Origin of the sequence: Saccharospirillum alexandrii, assembly GCF_043641555.1 — a bacterium.
In the GTDB taxonomy this organism is placed as follows: domain Bacteria; phylum Pseudomonadota; class Gammaproteobacteria; order Pseudomonadales; family Natronospirillaceae; genus Saccharospirillum; species Saccharospirillum alexandrii_A.
Window position 1 is genome coordinate 428912 of sequence record NZ_JBHZRJ010000003.1, and the last position, 17335, is coordinate 446246.

14 protein-coding genes are annotated in these 17335 nt (G+C 57.9%); 10 read left to right on the plus strand and 4 right to left on the minus strand.

The window, feature by feature from the left end; translation table 11 throughout:
- Positions 1 to 29 precede the first annotated feature (29 nt).
- From ACHUE7_RS12225 to pepQ, 5 genes are read left to right on the plus strand one after another with little or no spacing between them, the layout of a single operon-like run.
- A complete protein-coding gene (locus tag ACHUE7_RS12225) occupies positions 30 to 1106 on the plus strand; it encodes an ABC transporter permease (RefSeq protein ID WP_394170214.1) in 1077 nt (358 codons plus the stop codon).
- A complete protein-coding gene (locus tag ACHUE7_RS12230; protein WP_394170215.1) occupies positions 1103 to 2008 on the plus strand; it encodes an ABC transporter permease in 906 nt (301 codons plus the stop codon). Before ACHUE7_RS12225 ends, ACHUE7_RS12230 begins: the two co-directional genes overlap by 4 nt.
- On the plus strand, positions 2008 to 2838 hold the full coding sequence (locus tag ACHUE7_RS12235; RefSeq protein ID WP_394170216.1) for an ABC transporter ATP-binding protein: 831 nt from the start codon (positions 2008 to 2010) through the stop codon (positions 2836 to 2838). The genes ACHUE7_RS12230 and ACHUE7_RS12235 overlap by 1 nt, the downstream gene beginning before the upstream one ends.
- 1 nt (position 2839) lies before the next feature.
- Positions 2840 to 3562, plus strand: coding sequence for an ABC transporter ATP-binding protein (locus ACHUE7_RS12240; protein WP_394170217.1), 723 nt, complete (start codon positions 2840 to 2842; stop codon positions 3560 to 3562).
- A 52-nt stretch (positions 3563 to 3614) separates the two neighbouring features.
- Positions 3615 to 4919 (plus strand): Xaa-Pro dipeptidase, encoded by a 1305-nt coding sequence (gene pepQ, locus ACHUE7_RS12245; protein WP_394170218.1) that lies wholly within the window; start codon positions 3615 to 3617, stop codon positions 4917 to 4919.
- 210 nt (positions 4920 to 5129) lie between these two features.
- Here pepQ and ACHUE7_RS12250 read toward each other — a convergent pair whose 3' ends face one another.
- Entirely contained in the window at positions 5130 to 6518 is a 1389-nt protein-coding gene (locus tag ACHUE7_RS12250) for an enoyl-CoA hydratase/isomerase family protein (protein WP_394170219.1), read from the minus strand.
- A 236-nt stretch (positions 6519 to 6754) separates the two neighbouring features.
- Here ACHUE7_RS12250 and ACHUE7_RS12255 point away from each other — a divergent pair, with 236 nt between their 5' ends.
- Both ACHUE7_RS12255 and ACHUE7_RS12260 read left to right on the plus strand, forming a co-directional pair.
- Positions 6755 to 7912: a TAXI family TRAP transporter solute-binding subunit gene (locus ACHUE7_RS12255; protein ID WP_394170220.1), complete on the plus strand. Its 1158-nt coding sequence runs from the start codon at positions 6755 to 6757 to the stop codon at positions 7910 to 7912.
- Positions 7913 to 7976: 64 nt separating this feature from the next.
- Positions 7977 to 9995 (plus strand): TRAP transporter permease, encoded by a 2019-nt coding sequence (locus tag ACHUE7_RS12260; protein ID WP_394170221.1) that lies wholly within the window; start codon positions 7977 to 7979, stop codon positions 9993 to 9995.
- Positions 9996 to 10215: 220 nt separating this feature from the next.
- On the opposite strand, the gene ACHUE7_RS12265 is transcribed toward ACHUE7_RS12260, so the two are convergent.
- From ACHUE7_RS12265 to ACHUE7_RS12275, 3 genes are all read right to left on the minus strand, one after another.
- Entirely contained in the window at positions 10216 to 11001 is a 786-nt protein-coding gene (locus ACHUE7_RS12265) for an IclR family transcriptional regulator (protein WP_394170222.1), read from the minus strand.
- Between the two features lie 211 nt (positions 11002 to 11212).
- Positions 11213 to 12418, minus strand: coding sequence for a 3-oxoadipyl-CoA thiolase (locus tag ACHUE7_RS12270; RefSeq protein ID WP_394170223.1), 1206 nt, complete (start codon positions 12416 to 12418; stop codon positions 11213 to 11215).
- A gap of 24 nt (positions 12419 to 12442) precedes the next feature.
- The gene (locus ACHUE7_RS12275) at positions 12443 to 13984 is read right to left on the minus strand and encodes a 3-hydroxyacyl-CoA dehydrogenase (protein ID WP_394170224.1); all 1542 of its coding nucleotides are present in this window, start codon (positions 13982 to 13984) and stop codon (positions 12443 to 12445) included.
- A gap of 185 nt (positions 13985 to 14169) precedes the next feature.
- Between ACHUE7_RS12275 and ACHUE7_RS12280 the strand changes: the two genes are divergently transcribed.
- From ACHUE7_RS12280 to ACHUE7_RS12290, 3 genes are read left to right on the plus strand one after another with little or no spacing between them, the layout of a single operon-like run.
- Positions 14170 to 15321 carry an acyl-CoA dehydrogenase family protein gene (locus ACHUE7_RS12280; protein WP_394170225.1) on the plus strand — a complete coding sequence of 384 codons (1152 nt, stop codon included), beginning with the start codon at positions 14170 to 14172 and terminating at the stop codon, positions 15319 to 15321.
- Positions 15321 to 16928 carry a class I adenylate-forming enzyme family protein gene (locus ACHUE7_RS12285; RefSeq protein WP_394170226.1) on the plus strand — a complete coding sequence of 536 codons (1608 nt, stop codon included), beginning with the start codon at positions 15321 to 15323 and terminating at the stop codon, positions 16926 to 16928. The genes ACHUE7_RS12280 and ACHUE7_RS12285 overlap by 1 nt, the downstream gene beginning before the upstream one ends.
- Entirely contained in the window at positions 16925 to 17326 is a 402-nt protein-coding gene (locus ACHUE7_RS12290) for a PaaI family thioesterase (RefSeq protein ID WP_394170227.1), read from the plus strand. Before ACHUE7_RS12285 ends, ACHUE7_RS12290 begins: the two co-directional genes overlap by 4 nt.
- Positions 17327 to 17335 lie beyond the last annotated feature (9 nt).

Below are 17335 nucleotides of genomic sequence, written 5' to 3' on the forward strand. Positions count from 1 at the left end.
TTTTACAACAACAAAGGATTTTGCCCTCCATGAAAAGCCTTGTGCTGACAAACCCAGCCGCTGACGACCCCTGGAAAAGGCGGCGTCAGCAGTCACTGCGCTGGCTGATTTCGCTGGGCGGCTTTGCAGCCACCATCGCGATGACCTTTCTGGGCTTGCTGGCCATTACCTTCGTGATCGGGCGAGTGGTGCCCATAGACCCGGTGCTGGCCGTCGTGGGCGACCGTGCCCCGCAGGATGTCTACGACGCCGTGCGGGCGGAGATGGGGCTCGATAATCCGCTGATCGTTCAGTTCGTTCAGTATGTCGGGGCGGTGATCAGTGGTGATTTGGGGATGGCCGTCACCAGTCAGCGCCCGGTGGCTGAAGAGTTGGCGCGAGTGTTTCCGGCGACGTTGGAAATGGCCACTCTGGGTATTTTGATCGGCGTGTTGGTTGGTGTGCCCGCGGGGGTGTTGGCGGCCGCTCGTCAGGGTTCCTGGATCGATCAGATTATTCGGGTGCTTGGCCTGGCGGGCTACGCCATACCCGCCTTCTGGCTCGGCCTGGTGGGCCTGGCCCTGTTTTACGCCAACCTGCGCTGGGTGGGCGGGCCGGGCCGGATCGATATATTTATGGAAGGCATCGTACCGAGCCGAACCGGCCTGTTGTTGATCGACAGCATGCTCTCGGGTGACTGGGCGGTGTTCCGCAGTGCCTGGTCCCATATTATTTTGCCCGCCACGATTCTCGGCTTCTTCAGCCTGGCCTACATCGCCCGAATGACGCGGTCTTTTATGCTCGAACAGCTCAGTCAGGAATATGTGATCACGGCCCGGGTGAAAGGAGCGCCGGAACGGGTCGTGATCTGGCGGCACGCGTTTCGCCCGATACGAATTCAGCTGGTGACGGTGATTGGCTTGTCCTTCGCCCAGTTACTGGAAGGGTCAGTGATGATCGAGACGGTTTTCTCCTGGCCCGGTATTGGCAACTACCTGACCAATGCACTGCTTAATGCCGACATGAACTCGGTACTGGGCGCCACGCTGGTGATTGGCGCTGTGTTTATTGGCGTCAATAAGGTCTCCGACCTGTTGTACCGCATACTGGATCCGAGGGCACGATGATGCAGCTGTCACACGCATGGTTAGTGGATGAAAATCCGGAAACCCGCTTTCAGGCCGGGGCCGGGCAAACCTATCGGATGGTACGGGCACTGCTGCGCAATCCGCTGGCGGTGGTCGGGCTGGTGATCATCATTGGTCTACTCATCGTTGCCGCCTTCGCGCCGGTACTGGCGCCTTATTCTCCGATAGAAAGCAACCTTGGGGCGCGCCTTCTGGCGCCCTCGGCCGATCACTGGATGGGCACCGATGAGCTGGGTCGCGATATTCTTTCGCGCATCATCCACGGTGCGCGCATCACCCTGATGATCGTGCTGTTGGTCGCTGTTATTTCTGCCCCGGTGGGTCTGCTGGTAGGCACCGTTGCTGGCTACTTTGGTGGCTGGGTTGACCGCGTATTGATGGGGCTGACCGATGTCTTCCTGTCGATGCCGAAACTGATTCTGGCGCTGGCGTTTGTGGCGGCTCTGGGGCCAGGCATTGAAAACGCGGTGATCGCCATTGCCATCACCACCTGGCCGGTCTATGCCCGAATTGCCCGGGCCGAGACCCTGACGTTTCGCAATGCAGAGTTTATATCCGCGATTCAAATGCAGGGTGCCAGCCATACCCGGGTGATTTTCAGGCACATCATGCCCTTGTGTTTGTCGTCCACCATCGTGCGGGTAACGCTCGATATGGCCGGCATCATTCTGACCGCCGCCGGCCTGGGCTTTCTTGGCCTGGGTGCACAGCCGCCACTGCCCGAATGGGGCGCGATGATTTCCAGCGGTCGGGCGTTTATTCTTGACCAGTGGTGGGTAGCCACCATGCCCGGCTTTGCCATCGTGATTGTCAGTCTCGGCTTTTGTCTCTTTGGCGATGGTCTGCGTGACGTACTCGACCCCCGCAACAGGACCCGATAATGAGTTTATTGACCATAGAAAACCTGCGCGTCAGCTTTCCGGGCGAACAGGGTGCCATTGAGGTTGTAAAGGGCATCAGTTTTGAACTGGGGCGAGAGCGTCTGGGTATTGTTGGCGAGAGTGGGTCCGGTAAATCGATGACCGGTCGTTCCATCCTTCGCCTGATCGAAAAGCCGGGTAAAGTGACTGCCGACCGGATGGAATTCGATGGCCTGGATCTGATGACGCTGTCGAACAAGCGAATGCGGGCCCTGCGCGGTGCTCGCATGTCCATGGTGATGCAGGACCCCAAGTTTTCATTGAATCCGGTGATGCGCATCGGCGATCAGATCGCCGAGGTGCTGAGCTTTCACAGCAAGTTAAACGCACGCGAGCGACGCAAGCGCGTGTTGGAATCCCTCGAAGCCGTGCGCATTACCGATCCGGAGCGGGTGTATAAACTTTACCCGCATGAAGTGTCGGGTGGCATGGGTCAGCGCATCATGATTGCCATGATGGTGATTCTTGAACCCGACCTGATGATTGCCGACGAACCCACCTCTGCACTGGATGTGTCGGTACAGGCTCAGGTGCTGGACATTATGGATGACCTGGTCACCCGCACCGGCATGGGGTTGATCATTATCAGTCACGATCTGAATATGGTCGCCCGTTATTGCGACCGCATTCTGGTGATGTTCAACGGTGAAATAGTGGAAAGCTGTCAAGCCAGTGAGCTGGCCAATGCCCGGCATCCCTATACCCAGGGTCTGCTCGCTTCAATGCCAACGCTCGATGAACACCGGGACCGTCTGCCGGTACTCGACCGCACCCAACTGGGAGGCGTTTGACATGATTGATCTCAAGCACCTGTCGATTGCCTATGGCGAAACCTCGGTGGTCAAAGACGTAACCCTGCACGTACCGGAAGGCGGCAGCTTTGCGCTGGTAGGCGAGAGTGGGTCTGGCAAATCCACCATTCTCAAAGCCATTGCCGGACAGATCACCAACTGGACCGGCCGTATTCGGTTGGGCGAGCACGACTTGCAGCACGGGCGTGACCGGGCACTGGTCCGTTTGTGTCAGATGGTGTTTCAGGACCCGTTTGGTTCTCTGCACCCGCGCAAAACGGTCGATACCATTCTCAGTGAACCGCTCAGTATTCATGGCATTCGCGACCAGAACCAGCGGGTTTTGGAGACGCTGGATGCAGTAGGGCTGGCCCGCAAGTTTCGCTTCCGGCTGCCGCATCAGTTGTCGGGCGGGCAACGCCAGCGCGTGGCGATCGCCCGTGCCCTGATGCTCGACCCGCCGGTCATGCTGCTCGATGAACCGACCTCGGCACTGGATGTATCGGTGCAGGCTGAAGTGCTGAACCTGTTGAAAACACTGCGGGAAGAGCGTGGGCTCACGTATTTTCTGGTGACCCATGATTTACCGGTTGTGTCATTTCTGTGTGACAACCTGGGCATTCTGCGGCAGGGCGAGTTGGTTGAACTCGCCACCGTTGACCAACTGAAACAACAGCAGTTCAGCAGCGACTACGGAAACGAATTGCTGTCGAAAAGTTTTTAATCGCGATACCCCCTTTACTGACAGGGCTGAACGACTGGCCCCGGGAGACACCATGAACACACAACACTACAGCCGTCATCTGGCCACCCTGATGGAACGCTATGAGCGTGCCCTTGCAGCAACCGGATACGACCAGGTTGTGATCAGCGCGGGCAGCCTGGTCATGGTCGCCGAAGACGATCGCGCCTACCCCTATACGCCGCGAGCCTATGCTCAGCAGTGGTTACCCTACGACGTCCTGCCCGACACCTTCATCGTCTTCAAGCCTGGCGACAAGCCGCGTTTGCTGTGGCCAGCCCGTCAGGATTTTTGGCATATTACGCCCACCGAACCGAGTGGCGACTGGACGGGCATGTGGCGTTTTCAACCGGCTGAAAGCCTGGATGACTGGCTGCCCTCGCTCACCGGTCGTACCGCCTGGGTTGGTCCGGAGCATCCGGCACTGAGTCAGTATGCTAATGCGGTCGAGCTAAACCCGACGGAGCTGAGATCCCTACTGGCCTATGACCGCGCTTATAAAACCGAGTTTGAAGTTGAATGCCTGGCTGAGGCAAACCGGCTTGCGGTACGCGGACACCGGGCAGCGCGTGACGCCTTTTTTGCCGGCCAGTCTGAAGCCGGTGTGTATCGCGATTATCTCGCCGCCAGTGGTCAGTTGGAAAGCACCGAACCTTACAGCGGCATCATTGCGTTGAACGAATCAGCGGCGACACTGCACTACGAACGACGCTCGTTTGAAGTGCCGGCGCAACACCGAACCCTGCTGATCGATGCCGGTGCCAAGGTGAATGGCTACGCCAGTGATATTACCCGTACGCACACGACCGATACCGGTCGTTTCGCTGCTTTGCTGGCGGGTGTGGATGCGCTGCAACAAGACATCAATGCGGCCATCAAACCCGGCGTGAGAATGACCGACCTGCATCGAAAAACCCAGGCTGGTGTTGCGCAGTTGTTGCAAGACCACAAGATTTGCAGCCTCTCAGTCGAGGAGCAACTGAGCAAGAAGATTCCCCTGGCGTTTTACCCACACGGATTGGGGCATCTGCTGGGCTTGCACGTTCACGACGTCGCTGGGCATCAGCAAACCCCTGAAGGCGACGTCCGTAACGATCCGGAAAATCCCTTCTTGCGGCTAACCCGCACACTGGAAGAGGGCATGGTGATTACCATTGAGCCTGGCTTGTATTTCATTCCGATGTTGCTGAACAAACTCATCGCAGAAGAGCCGCAGCACGGGCTGGATCTGGAATTGATCGAACAGCTAAAACCGTACGGTGGCATTCGGATTGAAGACAATGTGCTGGTGACCGCAATCGGCCATCGTAACCTGACGCGAGAGGCGTTCGACGCTTAAGCAGGGCGATAAATTACGAGTTCAGGTTTCGGAGTTTGCACAATACGAGCGGCGGGTGCCGGTGGTGCTTCTGTGGGGTAGTCCGCAGCAGGGACGCTGCGGTCTAGGCTCCATGGACGGATTAACGCCGACCCCACAGAAGCACCACCGGTATCCGCCGCGGGCTACAGCCACCCTATTAATCCGAACTCCGAAACTTGTGTTACCGGGCTACTTCGACAAAGTAGCCTGGTAATGTGGCCCCCCGAGATGTTTTGGGTAGCCCAGGGTTTCAATGGCCAGCACGTCTACGTCTGAACCGCGATAGCACAGCCCGGCTTCCCAGCTACTCAGGGCGGCCTTTTCCAGCGTGTTTTTGTCACCGTCTGAAGCTTTTGTACTGTCCTTTAAGGTGCGATAGAGACTGCGTTGTTTGCTTGGGACGATCGAAAACCCGGATGATTTGAGCAGGTTGAGCAGGGCTTGTTGTACGCCGGGCTGTGCTCCGTGGTCAATCAGTTCTGCCCACTGGCTATGGGGAATGAGCAGTAATGAAAAGTCGCTCACCACGTCAGTCTGCGCTGAATCCGGATCGAGAAAGGTGACGGTAACAGGGGTGTCGGTGCTTTTATTGTCGTCTGATGCCAGCCAGACCGTCATACCCGGCGACCCGGATTCAGACCGCTCCACCAGCGGCTGATCGGCCAGGGCTTTAACCACTGAATGCTCACCGGACACAACGACGCTTGCGATCCTGGCCGGACCGTCTGCTCCCGGCACCTTGCCGATGGCTTTGCTGGCAAAGAAATGATGAATCAATCCGGCGCGCTGCGGTGAGTCCATGCATTGAAAAAACAGTTCACGCTCGCGTGTCAGGCCCTCTGCCAGCGGTAAGGTACAGCTGGCTTCAAGGGCATCCAGAATGCGAAACGGCGAATAGAGCTCCGGGCATTCGTCGAGCAATTGCTGGCGAACACGGTCGATGACATGGCTATCGTCGCGGGGGTTGGGCAAGTCGCCGGTTTTGCGCAGCGCAATACGGCCTTCTTGCCATTGTCTGGCAACAGCCAGTGCGGCTTCCTGCGCGGAATCCGCATCGCTGATGGCGTCGATCAGACCCGAGCTCAGCGCCGTTTGGGCATCGACCAGTTTACCCCGGGTGATCCAGTCGGCAGCGGTTGCCAGGCCGGTCAGTCTGGGCAGGCGCTGGGTGCCACCGGCGCCGGGCAGCAGACCCAGTTTTACTTCCGGCAAGCCAAGGCGAATGTCATTGAGGGCGACCCGGTAGTGGCAGCCCAGGGCCACTTCGAGGCCCCCGCCAAGGGCCACGCCGTGCAGGATGGCAATTACCGCCTTCGTGCTTTGCTCCAGCGTCGCGATCACATCGGGAAGGATGGGTGACTGGGGCGGTTTGCCGAATTCTTTGATGTCAGCGCCGGCAATAAACACCTTGCCGCGTCCCATCAGGGCAACCACGTTGATCGACGGGTCTGCTTCCGCCTTGTTCAGTGCCTCCAGCAAGCCGGCACGGACGGACTGTGACAATGCGTTGACCGGTGGGTTATCAATCTCGATCAGGGCCGTGTCACCCTGGCAGCTCAAGTAAACAGTCTGGCTCATCCTAACCCTCTATGTTTGCGCGCTTAATGGTGCCGTCGGAATCTGCTGTTTAGGGTGGTCAGCCCGGCATCAATAGTCAATAGAAACAAAATACCAAACTGCAGAGCGGAACAGCTGGGGTGCCTGAACGCCTCCAGCCATTGACAGGGGGAATCAGCGAGGGCTAGGATAACCTCTGCATGCGAAAGATAATTCCGCACAGCAAAACAAAAACAAGAAACACTCAGGAGTGAACTATGAGACGTTTTGCGCTACGCCTTGCTGTTGCCGGCTTGCCACTGATATTTGGTGCGTCTGCCAGCCTGGCATCCGAGGTTGAATTACCCTCTACCATGGCCTGGACGGCCTACGGCACGAATTCCAGTGGTTACGCTCAGGTGGTCGCCATTGGCAACATGCTGCAATCCCAATACGGCACCTCGGTTCGTATATTGCCGGGCGATAACGATGTATCGCGTATGACCCCACTGAAAACCGGCCGCGTCGACCTATGCGCCTGCGGTATTGCCAGTTACTACGGGGCTGAAGGTGTGCTTATGTTCGCAGACCGGGACTGGGGCCCTCAGCCGATTCGTCTGATCACAACGTCCAAGGCGTCTTTCGGTTTATCGATTGCCGTAGCGGGTGACATGGGCGTTGAGACGCCAGCTGACCTGAGAGGCAAGCGGGTGGCTTACATTCGCGGTGACGATGCCCTGAACAAAGGCACCGAGGCGTACCTGGCGTTCGGTGGCCTGACCTGGGATGACGTGGAGCGGGTCGACTTTCCCGGCTACGCACGGTCGTTCGACGGGATCATTGCGGGGAACGTTGATGCCTCCTTCACGACATCGGTGACACCGCCAGCTCAGCAACTGGCCAGCAGCCCCCGTGGCATCAGCTGGCCGGTGCTTGACCCGAACGATACCGAAGGCTGGGAGCGCATGAGAGCGGTTGCGCCTTACTTTCAGCCTCACCAGGTGACAGCGGGCGCCGGTGGCGTCAGTGCTGATAATCCGGTTCCGAGTGCCAGTTACCCTTACCCGATTGTCATTGGTAATGAGACGCTGGATGACGATGTGGCTTATAGCCTGATCAAGGCCATGCAGGAAAAGTTTGACGCCTACAAGGATTCTGCGCCAGGTGCCAATGGCTATGCACTGGACAATCAGAATCTGCAATGGGTGATTCCCTTCCATGAAGGGGTGGTTCGCTATTATCAGGAAATCGGTGTCTGGAACGATGAGCTTCAGGCCCATCAGGACTATCTGGTCAATCGCCAGAACCTGATTCTGGATGCCTGGAATGCGTTTATTGACGATGCCCCAAGCGATAATGACGCCTTTACCGAGGCCTGGATGCAGGCGCGGGCAGAGGCATTGAACGCGGCGGGTATGGATCTGGTCTTCGAATAATCGCCTGTCCAGCCAACCAGTCTTCGGCTGGTTGGCTGATCTGTTTTTTTAATGAGTAGATGTTATGACGACCAAGGCTCAGGGTAACCCTGCGCGTCCCGACGAGACGGAGCAGGACGCGCCAGATTCAGAAAAGACCATCAGTATTCGTGCATTACCCAAACCTTTGGCATGGTTGCCAGCAACAATAACCAGCCTGTTATTGTTGATGACGCTGGACTATTTATTTAATTTTGGCTGGTTTCTCTTCGTCTCCAGTCTGGAAACGCAGTTCTATTATTCGGTGGTCACCTTGTTGCTGCCACTGGTCTTTCTGTTGTGGCCTGCGGCGCCTTCGCTGGCGTCAAAGCCCGTGCCCTGGTATGACTATGCATTGAGCCTGTTGACGCTGATCACCGGCGCGTATTTTGTCGTGCACGCCGAACCGATCCTTGAACGTGGCTGGGCGTTTGCCGCACCGGACCTGGCCATCTACTTCAGCTATTTGTTCTGGGTGTTGATTATTGAAGCAGCACGTCGTGCCGGTGGTTGGCCAATTGCCATTATCGCGGCTGTGTTTTCCCTGTATCCGCTGGTCGCTGACGTCATGCCGGGCCCCATTCAGGCGTTTTCAAGTTCGCTGTCGGAAACCGCCATGTACCACACCATGAGCACCGAAAGTGTCATGGGCATTCCACTGCAAGCGTTCGCCAGCCTGGTGGTTGGTTTTCTGGTGTTTGGCGTTGTGTTGCAGAAAACCGGTGGCGGTGAGTTTTTTATAAACCTGGCGTTCTCGGTATTGGGGCATGTTCGAGGCGGTCCGGCCAAGGTGTCCATTTTTTCAAGCGGGTTGATGGGCTCGATGAGTGGCAGTGTCATCAGCAATGTTCTGACCACCGGCACTCTGTCCATTCCCGCCATGCGGCGCATCGGCATGAAGCGATCCTTTGCGGCCGGTGTCGAGGCCTGTGCCTCTACCGGTGGCGTGCTTATGCCCCCGGTAATGGGGGCAACCGCCTTTGTCATGGCGATGTTTCTGAACGTCCCCTATTCAGCCGTCGTGCTGGCCGCGATTATCCCGTCCGTTTTGTATTTTCTCGGGCTCTTTATTCAAATAGACGCCTACTCGGCTCGCAATGAGCTGGAGGGGTTGCCGAAGGAAGATCTGCCGAACTTGTCGACTACGTTGAAGGAAGGCTGGTATTTCATTTTCGTGTTCGCCCTGCTGATCTGGATGTTGCTGGTGATGCAGCGCGAAGCCGTTGCGCCGTTTTATGCAACGGCGTTATTGCTGGTGTTGAATCAGTTTTCGAAAAAACATCGGTGGGGCTGGAAGCAGGCCTACATGGCATTGACGGATGGCGCGAAATTATTTGCCGAGTTAACGGCGATACTCGTCGGTGTCGGTTTACTGGTGGGGGCCTTGTCGATCACAGGCCTGTCCGGAACCATTGCCAATGATCTGATTTTCCTGGCCGGTGGCAGTGTGTTGTTGCTGCTGTTGATGGGTGCACTGACCAGTTTCGTGCTGGGTATTGGCATGACGGTTACGGCTGCTTACATTTTTCTGGCCGTCGCCCTGGCTCCGGCTCTGACAAGGGGAGCGGGTCTTGACCCTATGGCGGTGCACCTGTTCATTCTCTACTGGGGCATGCTTAGCTTTATCACCCCGCCGGTGGCGCTCGGTGCGTTCGCAGCGGCAACGGTTGCCGGCGCTCGTCCGATTGAAACCGGTCTTCAGGCGATGAAACTGGGCAGTGTCATCTACTTTATCCCGTTTCTGTTTGTATTGAACCCGGCGCTGATCATGCAGGGTGGGGCGCTTGAGATTGCTGTTGTATTTGTCCAGGCGGTGGTAGGCATTGTCTTTTTCGCATCGGCCATGCAAGGGTACATGATTGGCGTTGGCCGATTGGGGTATGGCCTTGCCCAGGAAATTGTTGTTCGTGGCCTGGTGTTGATTGCCGGTCTTGCACTGGCCTTGCCGGGCGGGGGGGATTTGATTCCCGTGACACAGTGGCAACTGCTGCTGATAGCCGCAGCCTGCTTGCTGCCAGCGATCGGCCTAGCCCGGTGGGGTCAGGGAAAACACGCGGTTGCATAGGAGCCTGTCGGACTTAGGATGAATCGGCTGCGGAAGCGGGACGTCAGCCCAAATATCCGCAAATTTCGAGCACATAGGCCCACTATGCACTCGAAATTTGCAAACATTTGGTCTCGCCGTCCCACTCCCTCGCTTCGATCCCCCTAAGTCCGACTGGCTCCTAGGGCGCAGAAACACCAGGTAGAATGATCGCGCAGCAACGTGCTGCGCAGTCATCGGTTTAGCCGTGTTTTAATTTATCCTGAATGGTATTGGCCAGCCGTTTTAAACGCGGGCCCAGCTTTTCAGTCAGTATCTGATGGGTCAACCTCAGTGACGCGCCGCCGCAATTAATGGCCATGACCTCAGAGCCGCCTTCAAGAATTAACGGTACGGCAACAGCGCTGATTTCGCTCTCCCAATCGCCTTCGGAAAACACAAAGCCATAGCGCTGATAATCCTCAAGGCTCTTTGCAACGACCCCCTGTGCCGCCTCCCACTGTTTCGGGTCTGCTGTTTTGAGCTGCTCCAGAAACGTAGTGCGACGCGCCTCGCTAACGCCACACAACCAGGCACGGCCGATCGCCGTGGAAACAACCGGCAGACGCGAACCGGCTTCCAGTCGCATAACCAGTGGCCCGGTGCCCTGGCACACTTCCACATAGGTGATGGCGTTTCGGTCTACATCGCCCAGCGCAATCGCGCAATCGGTTGAGTTGGCCAGTTCCTGCATATAGGGACGCGCCAGTTGCCGAATGCCATGGCTGGCAAAAAACCGGTAACCGAGCGCCAGCACACCGGGGCCGAGCTGATATTTTTCCAGGTGGCTGTTGTATTTCAGATAGCCCAGTTGCGTCAGTGTGTAAGTGAGACGAGACACACTGGGTTTGGGAATGCCGGTGCGCTTCGACAACTCACCGTTGCCCAGATAGGTTTCGTCCGCTTCAAAGGCGCGCAACAACTCAAGGCCGCGTGCCAGGGCGGTGACAAAATTACGATCTTTTTCTTCGGGTTGATCGTCCTGCATGTGAAGGCATCACTCTGTAGATATTAATGTATGGTTCGGAGTGGCTGAGTTGACGAGCGACGGGTGCCGGTAGTGCCTCTGTGGGGTAGTCCGCAGCAGGGATGCTGCGGCCCAGGCTCCACGGATGGATCTACGCCGACCCCACAGAGGCACTACCGGTATCCGGCGCGGCCCATTGCCACATAGTACCCCAGCCAGGCAGTCGCTGATATCAGCGACAACGCTCGATGATGACCGCTATACCCTGGCCGACTCCAATGCACATGGTGACCAGAGCGTATCGGGTTTGCTGCACTTCAAGGTGTCTCAGGGCTGTCAGCGCCAGACGGGCACCGGAGGCGCCCAGCGGATGACCGATGGCAATGGCACCGCCGTGGGCATTCAGACGCGCATCGTCAAAGGCCAGGCCCAGCTGTTGGGCGCAGCCCATCACCTGCACCGCAAAGGCTTCGTTGATTTCGATCACGTCCATATCGTTCAGTGTCAAGCCGGCCAGCGCCAGTGCCTTGCGCGAGGCAGGCACCGGGCCCAGCCCCATGACTCTGGGTTCCACGCCGGCCACCGCGCAACTGACGATACGACCCCGGGGTTTGATGCCGGCATCATTGCCTGCCTGCTGGCTGCCGAGAATCAGGGCCGCCGCGCCATCGTTGATGCCGGAGGCATTCCCCGCGGTAACCACACCATCAGTGAATAAGGGTGGCAGTTTTGCGAGCGTGTCAGCAGTGCTCTCTGCGCGCGGGTGTTCATCCCGGGTAACCTGAAGCGAGGGCTTTTTACGGCCCTGACTGACTTCCAAGTCAAGCAACTCCCCGTCGTAAAAGCCCTGGGCCAGTGCTTTTTGATAGAGCGCCTGGGAACGGGCCGCAAAGGCATCCGCCTGGTCGCGCGGCAGCCCCATGTCGGCGGCAATGTTGTCGGCGGTTTCAGGCATGCTATCGAGACCGAACTGTTGCTGAATGCGAGGGTTGGCAAAGCGGGCACCGATCACCGTGTCATACATCGTCTGGTTGCGGGCAAAGGGGCTTTCGGCTTTGGCCAGAACGTAGGGCGCACGGCTCATGCTCTCAACACCCCCGGCAATGTACAGGCCGCCCTCTTCACAGCGAATGGCACGGGAAGTATCGATGACGGCGGCCAGGCCGCTGCCGCACAACCGGTTGACGGTCTGGCCGGCCACAGAAACCGGTAGACCAGAGAGAAGCCCGGCATGCCGCGCGACGTTGCGGGAGTCCTCACCGGCCTGGTTGGTGCAGCCTGCCACCACATCTTCAAAGTGTTCGGGGTTAAAGGGGGTGCGTTGCACCAGAGTGTTGATCGCCAGGGCGAGCAGGTCGTCTGGCCGCACGCTGGCCAGTTGTCCGCCAAACCGGCCAAAGGGCGTTCGAATTCCGTCGTAAATGTAGGCGTCTTGCATGATGTACCTCGGTCAGTAGGGCGATTAGCGTTCTTCAGTGGTCAATGGCAGGCCAAGCAAGGCCCGGCGGCGCAGCCAGGGGCTGGGGCGGTAACGCGGATCACCGGTGACGTTCAACAGGGTGTTCAGTATCTCGAGAATGCGGCCAGGGCCGAAGTGGTCGCCCAAGGCCAGGGGGCCTTTGGGGTAACCCAGGCCCAGTTCTACGGCCCGGTTGATGGTCCCGGGTTCTGCAATGCCCTGCTGCGCCATATCGCAACCGATGTTGACGATGCAGGCAATCATGCGTTGCAACACAAACCCCTGGCTGTCTTTCAGGCGGGTGACGGCGCTGCCATCCTCACTGAGCAACGTCATGGCGGCCCGGGTGAAACCAGGTTCCGTAGCCGGGCTGGTCATGACGCTGCGGCGTTTATCGAGACCCGCCAGCATGTCGATACCCAGGGTACGTGCCGGTGATAGCTCTTGTCGCAGGGCACAGTCGGTGATGTCTTCACCCCAGGGCGTCACCAGGCACAGGGCCTGAGGGTCTTGGGCTGTATCGGCCAGGGGCCAGCCAGCCGCGTCGACCAGGGACGTTAGCAGGGCATGGCTGGCTTCATCCTCCGGGCTGATCCAGACCGGGCAGGGAGCGGTGCGTTCGATGGGGAGTTCGTCGGGCATTACTTGCTGCCCATTCTCGTAGGCGTAAAAGCCCGCACTCGTCTTTCGACCCAGCAGCCCGGCACTGACACGCGGGCGTATCAATTGCGCTGGCCGATACCGGGGTTCCTGATAGTACTGGTGGTAAATGGATTCCATTACCGCACTGGAAACATCGAGCCCGGTGAGATCCATCAGGGTGAAAGGGCCCATTCTGAACCCGCCCTGGTCGGTCATGATGCGGTCGATGTCCGCACAGCTGGCGCTGCCTTCCGACAGTATCCGCAAGGCTTCGGTGCCGAATGCGCGGCCGGCATGGTTCACGAGAAACCCCGGCGTGTCGGTGGTGTGTGCGGTGAAATGCCCAAGCTGCTGCCCGAGCGCCGTTATACGCTCGGTGACTTCAGGTGCGGTTTTGATACCCGGAATCACTTCGACGATCTTCATCAGCGGCACCGGGTTGAAGAAATGAAACCCGATCACCTGCTCCGGCCGCTTGCAGCCAGAGGCGATGTCGGTCACCGACAGCGATGAGGTGTTGGTTGCCAGAATGGTGTCGTCTCCGACCAGGCTTTCCAGCTCTGAAAACAGACTTTGTTTGACCTCTACCTTTTCAACAATGGCCTCGATGATGACGTCGCAATCGGCCAGATTGGCAAGCTCGGCTCCGGGTATCAGGTGGGCCAGCAGTCGGTCGAGGTCTGCCTCGGTCAGCTTGTTCTTGCTGACTTTTTTCTGCCAGAGGCCCGAGACGAAATCGATGGCGGCGGTCGTTGCCCGGGCATTCTGATCGTACAAGATGACCTCAAGCCCGGCTTCAGCGGCAATTTGGGCAATGCCCCGGCCCATGGCGCCGGTACCGACGATGCCCAGACGTTTGAACGTCAGTGACGCTGGCGTCGACGTAGGGTGTTCACTCGACATAATGGAATTTCCTGTGACCTATGCGTTTTATTGTTATGGCAGACCCAGTGGATAGGTTCCGCTCTGAAAAACTGGATTCTAATGATTGACTGACATCCTAGGCTATGTAAAAGTTTGGCGCAATATATGCGGAAGAAGATACCGCATAGCGGAATAACAAAAATAGCGCGCGGAGACGATCAACCATGATCAGAGATCAGGAAACACTGGACCAAATACTGGGTACGCTGCGGAAGTTTGTGCGTGAGCGCCTGATTCCGAATGAAGCCGTGCTGGCTGAAACAGATCAGGTTCCGGCTGACATCGTTCAGGAAATGAAAGACATCGGCCTGTTTGGGCTGGCCATTCCGGAAGCCTACGGTGGCCTGGGTCTGACCATGGAAGAAGAAGTCCGGGTCGCGATGGAGATCGGCCAGACATCGCCAGCCTTTCGTTCCATTTTCGGCACCAATAATGGCATTGGTGCCCAGGGCATTCTGATTGATGGCACCGATGAACAAAAAAACTATTACGTCCCTCGAATGGCGACCGGCGAGATCATCAGTGCGTTTTGTCTGACCGAGCCCGACTCCGGTTCAGATGCGGCCAGCCTGAGAACCACGGCAATACGCGATGGCGATCATTATGTGTTGAATGGCACCAAACGCTACATTACGAACGGCCCTGAAGCGGATCTGTTCACCGTTATGGCACGGACCGACCGGTCGAATAAAGGCGCAGGCGGCATCACGGCCTTTGTGGTCGAGGGCAATACACCGGGTTTATCCCGCGGGGCGATCGACAAAAAAATGGGGCAGAAAGGCTCTCACACCTGCGACATTATTTTTGAGGACTGCCGGGTACCGGCGGCCAACATCATCGGGCTCAAAGAAGGGCAGGGCTTTAAGACGGCGATGAAAGTGCTCGACCGTGGCCGACTGCACATTGCCGCGGTGTGTGTTGGCGTGGCGAATCGCCTGATCGACGAGTCGCTGCGGTATGCCATGGAGCGCAAGCAATTCGGTGTGCCCCTGTCCGATCAGCAACTGGTACAGGCGATGCTGGCCGACAGCAAAACCGAAACCTACGCCGCCGAGTGCATGGTACTCGATGGCGCCCGCCGCAAAGATGCGGGCGAGAATGTCTCGACGTTGGCATCCTGCAGCAAATTGTTTTGCTCGGAGATGGTCGGCCGGGTGGCAGATCGGGCTGTGCAGGTTCACGGTGGCGCCGGTTACATGGCGGAATACGCGGTCGAACGCTTCTACCGGGATGTCCGTTTGTTCCGCATCTATGAAGGCACCAGTCAGATCCAGCAATTGGTGATTGCCAGAAACATGGTGCGGGATGCTAGCTGATGGACTGGTCGACTCCCCGTCAGGCACCGGATGAACAGATTTTTGGCCGCTGGGCCAGTGAACTGGTCGCTGAACTGCCCGATCGACTCAGCACCCGAGTTCATGACAACGCCCGGCGCATTCCCGAGCAACCCGCCCTGGTCGAAGGATCGGAGCGCTGGAATTACCGCCAGTTGTCAGCCGAGATTACAGCGGCGACCGCCTGGTTGACCGGGCAGGGCATTCGCCCGGGTGATCGGATTATGGTGGTTAGCGAAAACAGTCGGGCATTGGTGGTGCTATTGCTGGCCGCCACCGAGCTCGATGCCAGTGTCGCCATTGTTAATCCGCGCTTGTCCGCCAACGAAGTGGATGCCATTGCCCTCGATTGTCAGCCCAGACGCATCTACTACACCGCGAGTGTTTCCACCGAGGCCGCGGAGCATGGAATACGGCTTAAGGCGGATACCTATGTTCACGAGCGCCTGGGTGAGCTGATGATCAGCCCGGTCAACACGGTTGATACGGATCCGGTGTACCCGGAGGGTCATCGTCAATTGGCCGCGCTGATTTATACCTCCGGTACCACCGGACGACCCAAGGGGGTCATGCTCAGTCATCGGGGCATCCTGTACATAGCGTCCATTTCCGGGGGCATGCGTCATCTGACAGAGGGGCAACGAGTCTATGGTGTATTGCCCATGTCGCACGTGTTCGGCTTGTCGTCGGTCTGCATGGGTTCGTTATACAACGGTGCGTGCCTTTACGTGGTGCCAAAGTTCACACCGGAGGCGGTGTTCGACGCGCTTGAGCACGAATCGATTACTGTACTTCAGGGCGTTCCGGCCATGTACGCCAAAATGCTGGAACACCTGCGCACCCGTCAGCAGCCGCTGAAAAAGGACTCGCTGGTCTATCTCTCGGCGGGTGGCTCACCGCTCGATAGAGAAACAAAGCAGCGGGTGGAAGCCGTGTTCAATCTTACCTTGCACAACGGATACGGACTCACCGAGGCGAGCCCGACCATCAGTCAGACCCGGATCGATCAGCACCCACTGGATAATACCGTGGGTGCGGTATTGCCGATGCTCGAATATCGACTTCAAATTCTGGACGCCGGATCAGCATCCAACGCGTCCGCGAGTGACGACGTGCCCGGGGAGCTGTGGGTACGGGGTCCCAACGTCATGCTGGGTTATTACCGTCAGCCAGACGCCACGGCCGCCTGTCTGACCGCCGACGGCTGGCTGAACACTGGCGACATTGCCCGGGTCGATGACCAGGGGCAGCTGTATATTGTCAGCCGCAGCAAGGAGCTCATCATCCGGTCCGGTTTTAACATTTATCCCCCGGATATCGAAGCCGTGCTAAACCGACATCCGGCGGTGATTATGTCGGCGGTCGTCGGGCGACAAGTGACGGGAAATGAAGAAGTGGTCGCCTATGTTCAGTGCGACCCGGGTGCCATGGTAACTGAGCAGACGTTGCAGGATTTTGTGCTGGATCAACTGGCCCCCTACAAGCGCCCCGCCAGAATTCATATCATGGAGCAGTTACCGGCGACGGCGACCGGTAAAATCCTGAAAGGCCGGCTGCGAGATCTGGCCAATACCGAAGGTGATGAATGAAGCAACAGCAACCCTATTCCGGTTACCAGGCGCTGATAGGCTGGGTGGTTACAGAGCGTCAACCAGGCACCGTGACACTGGCGCTGGAACTGACCGAGCATCACCTAAACCTGAGCGATTTTGTTCATGGCGGTGTTTTGGCCTCGCTTCTGGATACGGCTATGAGCTTTGCCGGGCTATACAGCCCCGACCCCAAGGTCGTGCGCAAAGCCGTTACCCTGTCGATGACAACAACCTTTGTCAGCCCCGCGCGTGAAGGGACGCTGACCGCCATTGGCAGGGTGCGCGGCGGCGGTCGCAAAACCTTCATGTCCAGTGGCGAAGTGTTCGATGCCGACGGTAATCTGGTCGCGTTTGGGGAAGGGACCTTCCAGCTTCGCTCTGGCAGTGAAAGCTAGACCCCCCTC

What these genes read in the sequence shown, in the direction of transcription:
- ACHUE7_RS12280 (WP_394170225.1), top strand. Translation starts at nt 14,170, where the DNA reads ATGATCAGAGATCAGGAAACACTGGACCAAATACTGGGTACGCTGCGG.
- ACHUE7_RS12230 (WP_394170215.1), top strand. Translation starts at nt 1,103, where the DNA reads ATGATGCAGCTGTCACACGCATGGTTAGTGGATGAAAATCCGGAAACC.
- ACHUE7_RS12250 (WP_394170219.1), bottom strand. Translation starts at nt 6,518, where the DNA reads ATGAGCCAGACTGTTTACTTGAGCTGCCAGGGTGACACGGCCCTGATC.
- ACHUE7_RS12240 (WP_394170217.1), top strand. Translation starts at nt 2,840, where the DNA reads ATGATTGATCTCAAGCACCTGTCGATTGCCTATGGCGAAACCTCGGTG.
- ACHUE7_RS12270 (WP_394170223.1), bottom strand. Translation starts at nt 12,418, where the DNA reads ATGCAAGACGCCTACATTTACGACGGAATTCGAACGCCCTTTGGCCGG.
- ACHUE7_RS12285 (WP_394170226.1), top strand. Translation starts at nt 15,321, where the DNA reads ATGGACTGGTCGACTCCCCGTCAGGCACCGGATGAACAGATTTTTGGC.
- ACHUE7_RS12275 (WP_394170224.1), bottom strand. Translation starts at nt 13,984, where the DNA reads ATGTCGAGTGAACACCCTACGTCGACGCCAGCGTCACTGACGTTCAAA.
- ACHUE7_RS12255 (WP_394170220.1), top strand. Translation starts at nt 6,755, where the DNA reads ATGAGACGTTTTGCGCTACGCCTTGCTGTTGCCGGCTTGCCACTGATA.
- ACHUE7_RS12260 (WP_394170221.1), top strand. Translation starts at nt 7,977, where the DNA reads ATGACGACCAAGGCTCAGGGTAACCCTGCGCGTCCCGACGAGACGGAG.
- ACHUE7_RS12265 (WP_394170222.1), bottom strand. Translation starts at nt 11,001, where the DNA reads ATGCAGGACGATCAACCCGAAGAAAAAGATCGTAATTTTGTCACCGCC.
- ACHUE7_RS12235 (WP_394170216.1), top strand. Translation starts at nt 2,008, where the DNA reads ATGAGTTTATTGACCATAGAAAACCTGCGCGTCAGCTTTCCGGGCGAA.
- ACHUE7_RS12225 (WP_394170214.1), top strand. Translation starts at nt 30, where the DNA reads ATGAAAAGCCTTGTGCTGACAAACCCAGCCGCTGACGACCCCTGGAAA.
- ACHUE7_RS12290 (WP_394170227.1), top strand. Translation starts at nt 16,925, where the DNA reads ATGAAGCAACAGCAACCCTATTCCGGTTACCAGGCGCTGATAGGCTGG.
- pepQ (WP_394170218.1), top strand. Translation starts at nt 3,615, where the DNA reads ATGAACACACAACACTACAGCCGTCATCTGGCCACCCTGATGGAACGC.